This window comes from Psychrobacter sp. UBA2514 (assembly GCF_002341255.1).
Classification (GTDB): domain Bacteria; phylum Pseudomonadota; class Gammaproteobacteria; order Pseudomonadales; family Moraxellaceae; genus Psychrobacter; species Psychrobacter pacificensis.
This window is the reverse complement of record NZ_DDNS01000043.1, coordinates 18,439-27,476: the sequence shown is the minus strand read 5'-3', so window position 1 is coordinate 27,476 and position 9,038 is coordinate 18,439. Positions and strand designations below refer to the sequence as shown.

Below are 9,038 nucleotides of genomic sequence, written 5' to 3'. Positions count from 1 at the left end.
CCAGTGCCTTTAAGCAATATATTAAATATATTGCTTAAAGGCACTGGCGTAGAAGCAAACATTAATTTACGTAATTTAGTACTAAACTTACATTTATAATTATAGAAATTTTATACTATATATAAACAAATAGTAAATTTTATATATAGACTAAATCAGTAAGGAAGTACAATCAATTTTATAATTCTACTTATTAAGGAGAATTCAAATGTTAAAACTTAATTCATTTAAGAAGGTCATTCATGAAGGCTGGGATGGTTAAACTAGAAAAGGCAGCTAAGTTCTTATTAATAGCCCCTATTGTATTTCTTGCAGTAGGGGTTATTTTTTTATGGTTATATTATGAATCTAATTATGCGAATGTAAGTACTCTTATATCGAATGAGGCTATTACAATAAGTTCTCAAAACAGTATGTATAAAATAATTGTTGGAATGTTCCCTAGTTTTCTACTAGCTGTTATTGCTTACATTGGTATTACCCTGACATATTTTTCTATACAAAGTAGTCGAGAATCTAGTAAAAAACAGCTAACTATAAAGCTAGTAACAGATCTAAACGCAGATAAAAAGCTTCAGGAAACTAAGAACTTAATGTTTCTTCAAGGTAATAACCTTACACAGTATTATAGCAAGCTAGATAATCATGAATATAAGAATAAGTCTGATACTGAAATTGCAGAGGAATTGATAAGTAAAGAAGATTTTGTAATAGGTAAATATGTAAAAATAAATAAAAGCTTTTTAAAGAACGGTAAGAAAATAAAAAACGATATTGAGGAAGAAAAAAGGAAACGAGACAGTATAATACTAGAAGATGAAAAGCTAAAAGATGATATTCATTATGTTTTAAATTATTATGAATTTATCTCTTTAGGTATTAGAGAAGGAGCGTTTGAAGAAAACTTATTTAAAAATCTACATTATTCGAGTTTCATGAAGCTTTGGAAATTTTCTCAACCTTTAATTATTCAAATAAGAACTTTAAGCAATAAAGATACGATATATCAAGAGATAGAATGGCTTGCAACGAAATGGAAGAGAGAACCTATTAAAATTAACAGTCAGACGATAGAAAAAAAGTAAATGTTTAGAAGTTTTGATTATAGCAATTTTTATTACTATAATCAAAACTTCTACATATTTTACTGTAAATCTTTACTAGCCTTTTAGTGTAACAACCATCTTCGTACCTCATGCAAACTTTCATAATAATCTACATCGTCTAAATGATTGCCCAAGCACTGTTCTAAATTGGTTCGTTCCTACTGATACTTTTCAATACCTAATATAGAAAGTATATCTTCAAGTTCAAGCGCCTGATGGATAATAGGCGCTAACCCTTTTAAGTCATTGTTTCCCTCAATTCTTGATAATCTACCAGATCTGAAAATAAAAAAATGAGCTTGGTCGATGCTAATTTCGCCAAGGCGTAAAAGTGAATAATTCCTATCAAAAAAGTACTAACTATTAGGTCATTTGAGTTCATTGCATATTTCCTAAATCATCGCCCTGACCCGTGCCATAATCCCGCGCCCAATCACCAGTCTTACATAAATGATGGCAATGGCAAATAGCAATACGATTAATGCTGCACCGCCAATAGCCAAGCTCGTCCACGGCACACTAAATTGTAGATTAAACCACTGCGTGATGGCCGCCCAGGCGCCGACGCTGGCGATGATCACGGCAAAGGTTGCCGCGCTAATACCAAGCACACCCAGCTCTAATATATTGAGCGTATACAAGTCGCGCTTTTGCATACCGAGCAGTCTAAAGGACGCGCTGTCCTTCATACGATCTTGCGAAGTAGACAGCAGCGAGCTGATCAGCACCATGACGCCAGTGAGTAGGGCAAGCAAAGTAAACACATAGACCAAGCGGCTCATTTGTACCACCAGCTCTTGAATTTGCTTGGCAATAGCCGTGCCATCGATGGTCGTGACCGCAGGGAACTGGCGTACCAGTTTGCCTTGTAGCTCTGGAATGGTATCTTCTGATACATGCGCGGTGGCAAACTGAATCTGCGGGGCAGCGGATAGCACCGACGGCTCAAACAAGAAGTAAAAATACGGGCTTGGACCACGCTCATAGCGCGTGCGAATACTGGTGATCTGCCCGACGATTTCGATACCCTGAATATTAAAGCGCACCTGATCGCCCATGCCGACATTGAGCATACTGGCGGCAGTGTCCAAGATAGATAGGGGTTTGATTTGTTCATTTGTCGCATCGATAGGCGTATATAGCGCATCGTCTGTGAGCGATTCAGTGATGTACTCAGTATCCATGACCGTATCGGCGTAGCTTAAGTTAAACACCCGCGTGGGGTCATCAAAGCCATCCTCAGGCTCGATATCTTTTGCCGGTACATCATTGGCCGTCTCTACACGCGCGCGAATGATGGGATAATAAGTGACAGGCGCCTCAATGATCGCATTAATATCGTCATGTTGATCGCTTTGCACATCGAGCAAAAACAGATTGGGCGCGTCTTCAGGATAGGCATTGATAAACTGCGCATTGATACTGTGATTGAGTGTGGTGATGAGCGTCAGCACCGCAACCGATAGCGATAAAGTGACAAAGAATAATGCGGATTGATTGCCCTTGCGCGCCAGATTATGAATGGCGATACGCTGCATCCAACTGACCTTGGCATTGCTCGCTAGCTTATTAAGCAACCACAGCCACCCACGCGCCAATAGCCAAAATATCGCCACAAAGCCGATCAAGCCGCCCAATAGCTGCGCGCCCAATGACAGCGAGCCCACTTCATAAGCAAAGAAGGCATACAGCCCTGTCATCACCAAGCCATACCACAGTAATGGCACGCGTCGATACCAAGGCAAGTTTTGCGACTGCTGGCTCGCCCCTTGATTGAGTAGGGCCGCGGGTTTGGTGGTGTTAAGCGCGCTTAAACCACGCTGCGCAATCAGCAACGTGAGGGCTAAGGCAATCACAATGGTCTTAATCGCGCTAATTGGATTGATAGATAGACCCACGTCAGCAGGTAAGATAGCCACGAGATACGGCTGACCAATTTTAAGCAAACCCAGACTAAGTACAACTGCTGCGATACAAGCAATGGCAGTCGTGACGATAAGCAGTTGATAATAGCTACGTTTGAGTGAACCAAGCGGCTCGCCTAACGCCAAACGAATGGCATTATTGGACTGCTGCTTGCTGACGAACGCACTAATGACACCGTACATGGCGACCGCCGAGAGTAGCAGTACGGCAATGACCAGTAGCTTTAAAAACATCAATACATTATCAGAGATACGCGAGACCGAAGTGTCCGCCGAATCAGCATCAGAGAGCTCGATATCAGGATAGCTGGTCAGTATGCCTGTGAGCTTTTTGCGCTGCGTGTTTATCAGCTCAGGATCACCTGCTATCTCGATACGGTAATTGATGCGGCTGCGCTGACCGAGTAGATTGGTCGCCTCTAACGCATCTTGTTTCATTAAGACCCGCCCACCAAAACCAAAGGCGGTCAAAGGTCGATCAGGCTCTTTGGTCAGCACATCACTGATCGTAAACTGCGCATCGCCAATATCGATACGGTCGCCGACACTAGCATTTAGGCTACTGAGCACTTCTGGGGCGACGACGATATTGTCAGCGGTTAGTTGCTCCCACAGTGGCTTTCCTGAGGCAAGCTCAGCGGTACCGTACAAAGGATAAGACGGTGTGACGGCTTTGACGCTGGCAAGCAAAGTTTGCTCATCGGTGACGAGCATGGCGCTAAACTGATAGTCATACACGGTCTGCGTATCGGGGATGGTTTCTACTTGCGCCAATACCTCGCTTGGCCAATCTTGCTTACTGTTTAAGATCAAATCCCCACCAACGAGTGCGCGCTGATTGTCATTGATATAACGATCGACAGACTGCTGCACAGAATCGAGGGTCAGGTAGGTTGCAAGTGACAAGGTCAATGTGAGTAGAAACAACACTGGATACACCCAGCGCTGCCACCAGCTACGGCTGAGTGCTTGCGAGCCTAGTGTTTTGGTGAAAAGTTGATTGAGGATACCGCTAGAATAACTGGTCTCTTGACGCATACTGGTATCAGTCTTTTTTATATCAGTCGATGTGTTGTCTGTCAGCTTTTCATTCATGTCGGTACAATCCGGCCGTCATGCATGGTAATGACGCGATCTGCCATCTCGGCAAGCGCAGGATCGTGAGTCACGACTACCAGTGCCGAGCCAACCTGCTGGCGTAAGTCTAATAATAATTGCATAACTTGATCGGCATTTTGCTCATCCAAGTTACCCGTTGGCTCATCGGCAAAGACAATTTTAGGATGCGATACTAGCGCTCGTGCCACAGCCGTACGCTGCTGCTCACCACCTGATAACTGATTGGGTAAGCTGTGACGGCGATGACCCAAATCAACCGCATCAATCAGCTCGTTGACTCGTGCTGGGTTTGGATGCCTTGCGATATCAAGAGGAAAGGCGATGTTTTCGGCGACAGTTAGGGTCGGCAGTAGATGAAATGACTGAAAGACAAAACCCATGTCCTGTTGACGAATAACTGCAAGTGAGTCTTCATCCAAGCTGCTGAGCGTTTGATCTGCCAGCGATACTGTACCACTATCAGGATAATCTAGTGCTGCGAGCAATCCTAGTAAGGTCGATTTACCCGAGCCTGATTTACCCATAATGACCACAAACTCGCCAGCATTGACGTATATATCGACGTCCTTAATGATAGATAATTTTTGCTCACCGACTTGCACGGTTTTGTTTAGCTGTGAGGCGGTCAGTAGGGCTGGTGTCTTAGCGTCTGCTTGTGGCGTGGATGCGGTAACCGAAGGTGATGATGTCATTACAGTGTCTCGTTAAATGGTCTCGTTAAGTAGTCTCATTTGGCGTACTTTTTGTCGTTTCGGCTTGAACGGTTTCAGCCGTATTCTCTGGATCGGTTGTTTTTAGCTCTTTTAACTCATCTAATTTCGGCTCTAGAATAGGCAAGATATTGTCATTGACGATGATCGTGTAGCCTTCTTTGGTTGGGTGAATGGCATCGGCTTGGTTGAGCTCAGCCTCACCACCGACACCCTCCAAAAAGAATGGTATTAGAGGGACGCTCATGTCTTTCGCGACGCGAGGATAAATGTCTGAGAATGCGGCAACGTAGTCATCGCCCAAATTATCATAGATCGACATCCCGCCCAAAATGACGACACTGCCATTGTCTTGCAAACGTTTAACAGCTGTCCGAATATTGGCTTCAATCGTCGCCACGTCGATACCGCGTATAGCATCATTAGCCCCAATGGTCAAAATCGTCACATCAGGTTTGGTTTGTAATACCCAATCTAAGCGATTGACGAGTCCCGTACTGGTTTCACCGCTCAGCCCTGAGTTGATCACTTCGGTATTCTTATAACCCATTGCCTGCAGACGATCTTCTAACTGCGCAGGGTAGTTATCATTTTTATCCACCCCAAGACCTTCCGTCAGTGAGTCGCCAAGCGCTAAAATAGTGATTGGTGATGAATTGACTTGCATATCGGTGGGTGCATCAGCATTGGTGTCTACGGACGTTGTATTGGCTTGGTTGGCTGTCGTTTCAGTATCTGAGCGTTGGGTGTCAGTCGGTTGATTCGGTGTGGTCGGCTCAGTCTCTTTTTGACAACCACTGATCGCCATGATAGCAGCGAGCATGGCAATAGCAGGCAGGTGCTGAGCGAGCCGAGAAGGGGTATTTAGCATGGGTGTTATGTCCTATAAGCAATCAAGCTGATGTAGAGTCAGCTCAAGATTTAAATCATCTTGCACTGACTATAGCAAAATAAGACAGCCACCAATATTGCCCTAAGGTTAATTTCAAGACAGCTTTATTGCGCGTTAGAAATCAAGGACTTATAGACAGCAGTATGTAGATATTTTGATAAGCTAATATCAAATGTATTTACCATCGACCATCACTGGACGACTGACGAGCCAAGCAATCACAACGTTTGCAATCATCAGTATCAGAATAATAAAAAGCGGCAGACTCCAGCTATCAGTCGCTTCATGGAGCCCGCCTGTGCCAAGCGGACCAAAAAAGGCAATCAAATAACCGACGGCCTGTGCCATACCAGACAGCTCACTTGATTGATTGGTAGTATAGGTACGCAGGGAAAACAGCATCATACTCAAGGTAAAAATCGCTGAGCAACCAATCCCCATCATGGCTGACCATAGCCACGCCAACTCAGTAGATAGATAGCTGATACCTAATACGCCAATGACATTGAGCACAGCGGCAAACACGGCGAGTGCTTGAATAGGACGACCACGATTAATCAGCCATGTCAGACTCAAGATAGAGATGGGTGCCATAAACTGAAACACAGAACCCATTTGGCCAGCGCTCACGGCAGATAGCCCTTTACTAACCAAAATAGAAGGCAAAAAACTGGCAACGGTATAAAACAGTAATGATTGTAGCCCCATAAAGACAGCAATTTGCCAAGCAAACGCCGTTCGCCAAATAGAGATAACAGAGGCATCTTTATCTGTAGATATGACGAGTTGGTGGTTGGATGAGCCCAAACGCACACGCAAAAATAACCAAATCAATAACGCAAAAATACCTAAAACCGTCCATCCACCCAGCGCCCATTGCCAGCCTACTTGCTCAGACAAAGGGAGGACGATGCCTGAGACTATCCCAGCGGTCACCGTCATTGTTAAACTAAACAAACCCGTAATCAGCGGAATATGTTGCGGAGTATGTTGCTTGATGACAGGCGCGGCCAGTGTATTGGCAAAGCCAATGGCTAGAGTCAGCAATAAAGTACCGATTAAAAACCCAGTCCACGTCGGGATAACGGTACGCAGAATCATGCCAGTGGTTAATAGCGCGATCATGGCAATCAGCGTATTTTCAAGTCCGAAGCGCTTGCCAATGGCTGGCGAGATCAGCGCACCAAGGGCAAAACCCAGCATCGGCACCGCGCCCAACCAGCCAATCTGTATCTCCGAGATATTGAGTGCTTCTTTCACCACTGGCGCGATAGCGCCCAGCGCAACGATAGGGGCACGCATATTGGTCGCTAGCAAAATCATGGCACATAGCACTAACCAAAAGGTGAAACGTGATGAAGGCAGATTGGATGAGGTAGACATAGCAGCACAACGATAACAGGGAAAAAGGACACGTTATAAGACAGCGCCGAAAAATCGTCGCTTGTAAAACAACACCAAAGATCATTTACTCAGACACGTACCTAAACGGTAATCAATAACGTCAAACAGAACTAAAAATTTGCAGAGGGCAAAACAGATAAGTTTGCTGGCCAATTTTTTAAATAGAAAATATCTAGATAGAGAGTGTCTAAATAGGAATAATAAGAGATGGTGACATGAAAATAACGCCAAGTCACTTTGAATGACTTGACGCTATTATACGAACAGATGTTAGGTAAATACTACCTGCGTATGGTAACCAATGAGTTTTTACACAGATTTGCCGAGTTGGGCAGCTCTTAACGCGTTTTCTTGTTGTTCTGCCATCAATGAGTCGCACTTGTTGGGATCATCGCCACAAAATGAGCACTGCTCATCACCCATCAATTTGGCAACACCACCACAAGAGCCTTTGAGCGGCTTTTTTTTGACCATATAACCGATGCCCATAAAAACGAAAAATAGGATAAACACTGTAAAGGTAATGGCAAGCATAGGAAGCAATTGGCTAAGCATAGAGGAAACCTCATTGTCAAAAGTGGGGCAGTTGCTGTTAATGATGTACTTTTAATGGCAACTAACTAATAGTATAGCAAATTTTGGTGTTGCTCGTTGTGCGTTATCGTATTCTCTTGTTTCAATGCCAAAAACTTACTAGGGCTTTTTGTCAGCGCGTAATGCTTGCATTGCTGGTGTCTGAACCACTTGCCAGTCATCGATATTATCATCAGACACGTTATCAGAAACATTACTCTCAGACCTGTCTGTTTTTATATCGTCAGCCAACACCACAAACATAGCAGCCAAGTTTTGAGCTTTAGCGACATCTAGTGCTTTATGATAGGGCATGGCAGTCAGAGCGGTTGCCCATGCATCCGCCAATGCAACAGAATCGGCCGCGACAGTGACTGAGGGCGCACCGCCTGCAATGGGTTTGCCAGTGGTCGGATCGATGGTATGGCTATAGCGTTTGCTATCAAATATGACGGAGTTGCGATAATTTCCAGAGGTTGCCAGATGCATTTGGCTAGCCGTATTTTTTGGCTGACGAATGGCAGATATCGTTTGGCGCTCGCTGACAGTGCTGCCTTCAATAGGGGCGTCAATCGCAATTTGCCATGGCTGCTGTAGGTTGTTAACGCCAGATGTCGAAATTTCACCGCCAATCTCAACCATATAATTGCGAATTTGATAATCCTCTCTCAGCACATCGGCGATGACATCAACCCCATACCCTTTGGCAACGGCAGAAAAATCAAGCTCGACGCCATCTTTGGTTTTAGACACCGTTTGGTCTTTTTTGATAATGCTCTCAAAGTCTACCAGTGCTTTTGCTTGGGCAATCTCGAGCGCTGTAGGCGGACTTTGTAGACGCTCGACTGTCATGGTGCTGCCAAAACCCCAGGTCTCGACAAGCGGCATCACCGTAGGATCGAATGCGCCGCCAGATTGCTCGTAGACAATCTTTGACACATCCAGCACCCGACTAAAATCAGCGTCGATGGTAATCGGTGTATTCTTATTCAACCGATTAAATTTAGAGATGGTCGAGTCGCTCTGATAGGTCGACATGCTGTCATTAATCTGTTTCAAGCGTTCATCGATTGACGCTTGTATGGCAGCTTCATCTGCATTATCAGGGAGCTGATAGCTGATATGGTAGCTTGTCCCCATCGTTTCACCAGTCAGATAGTTATAATCTGGTGTTTGCTGGCAAGCACTGAGACTCACCATACTAGCGAGACCCGCGATGCCAAGCAAAGAAGCATTTATGGGTTTTGAGGAGGCGGAGCAGTATCGGGTATTTTTCATAGGATCTTCGGTATAACGCAGAAATGAGTTG

The 9,038-nt window shown here is 44.5% G+C and carries 7 protein-coding genes and 1 pseudogene; 1 reads left to right on the top strand and 7 read right to left on the bottom strand.

Annotated features, from left to right (window positions below):
• Window positions 1-242 precede the first annotated feature (242 nt).
• Window positions 243-1,085, top strand: a complete 843-nt coding sequence (locus B3V51_RS11025) for a DUF4760 domain-containing protein (RefSeq protein WP_212564076.1) — start codon at window positions 243-245, stop codon at window positions 1,083-1,085.
• Window positions 1,086-1,264: 179 nt separating this feature from the next.
• Here B3V51_RS11025 and B3V51_RS12905 read toward each other — a convergent pair.
• From B3V51_RS12905 to B3V51_RS10995, 7 genes and pseudogenes are all read right to left on the bottom strand, one after another.
• Window positions 1,265-1,423: pseudogene (locus B3V51_RS12905) on the bottom strand (DUF3969 family protein); the annotation flags it as partial.
• A gap of 75 nt (window positions 1,424-1,498) precedes the next feature.
• Window positions 1,499-4,126 carry an ABC transporter permease gene (locus B3V51_RS11020; RefSeq protein WP_284718859.1) on the bottom strand — a complete coding sequence of 876 codons (2,628 nt, stop codon included), beginning with the start codon at window positions 4,124-4,126 and terminating at the stop codon, window positions 1,499-1,501.
• Window positions 4,123-4,842 carry an ABC transporter ATP-binding protein gene (locus tag B3V51_RS11015; RefSeq protein ID WP_186475363.1) on the bottom strand — a complete coding sequence of 240 codons (720 nt, stop codon included), beginning with the start codon at window positions 4,840-4,842 and terminating at the stop codon, window positions 4,123-4,125. Before B3V51_RS11015 ends, B3V51_RS11020 begins: the two co-directional genes overlap by 4 nt.
• A 25-nt stretch (window positions 4,843-4,867) precedes the next feature.
• Window positions 4,868-5,731, bottom strand: coding sequence for an arylesterase (locus B3V51_RS11010; RefSeq protein ID WP_186475364.1), 864 nt, complete (start codon window positions 5,729-5,731; stop codon window positions 4,868-4,870).
• A 189-nt stretch (window positions 5,732-5,920) separates the two neighbouring features.
• On the bottom strand, window positions 5,921-7,135 hold the full coding sequence (locus B3V51_RS11005; RefSeq protein ID WP_071002699.1) for a CynX/NimT family MFS transporter: 1,215 nt from the start codon (window positions 7,133-7,135) through the stop codon (window positions 5,921-5,923).
• Window positions 7,136-7,465: 330 nt separating this feature from the next.
• Window positions 7,466-7,711: a (Na+)-NQR maturation NqrM gene (nqrM, locus tag B3V51_RS11000; protein WP_058025258.1), complete on the bottom strand. Its 246-nt coding sequence runs from the start codon at window positions 7,709-7,711 to the stop codon at window positions 7,466-7,468.
• Between the two features lie 138 nt (window positions 7,712-7,849).
• On the bottom strand, window positions 7,850-9,007 hold the full coding sequence (locus B3V51_RS10995; RefSeq protein WP_186475366.1) for an FAD:protein FMN transferase: 1,158 nt from the start codon (window positions 9,005-9,007) through the stop codon (window positions 7,850-7,852).
• Window positions 9,008-9,038: the final 31 nt, after the last annotated feature.

Bases quoted from the DNA above. Each gene is read 5' to 3' on its own strand.
- B3V51_RS11005 (WP_071002699.1), bottom strand. From the start codon at position 7,135: ATGTCTACCTCATCCAATCTGCCTTCATCACGTTTCACCTTTTGGTTA.
- B3V51_RS10995 (WP_186475366.1), bottom strand. From the start codon at position 9,007: ATGAAAAATACCCGATACTGCTCCGCCTCCTCAAAACCCATAAATGCT.
- nqrM (WP_058025258.1), bottom strand. From the start codon at position 7,711: ATGCTTAGCCAATTGCTTCCTATGCTTGCCATTACCTTTACAGTGTTT.
- B3V51_RS11015 (WP_186475363.1), bottom strand. From the start codon at position 4,842: ATGACATCATCACCTTCGGTTACCGCATCCACGCCACAAGCAGACGCT.
- B3V51_RS11020 (WP_284718859.1), bottom strand. From the start codon at position 4,126: ATGAATGAAAAGCTGACAGACAACACATCGACTGATATAAAAAAGACT.
- B3V51_RS11025 (WP_212564076.1), top strand. From the start codon at position 243: ATGAAGGCTGGGATGGTTAAACTAGAAAAGGCAGCTAAGTTCTTATTA.
- B3V51_RS11010 (WP_186475364.1), bottom strand. From the start codon at position 5,731: ATGCTAAATACCCCTTCTCGGCTCGCTCAGCACCTGCCTGCTATTGCC.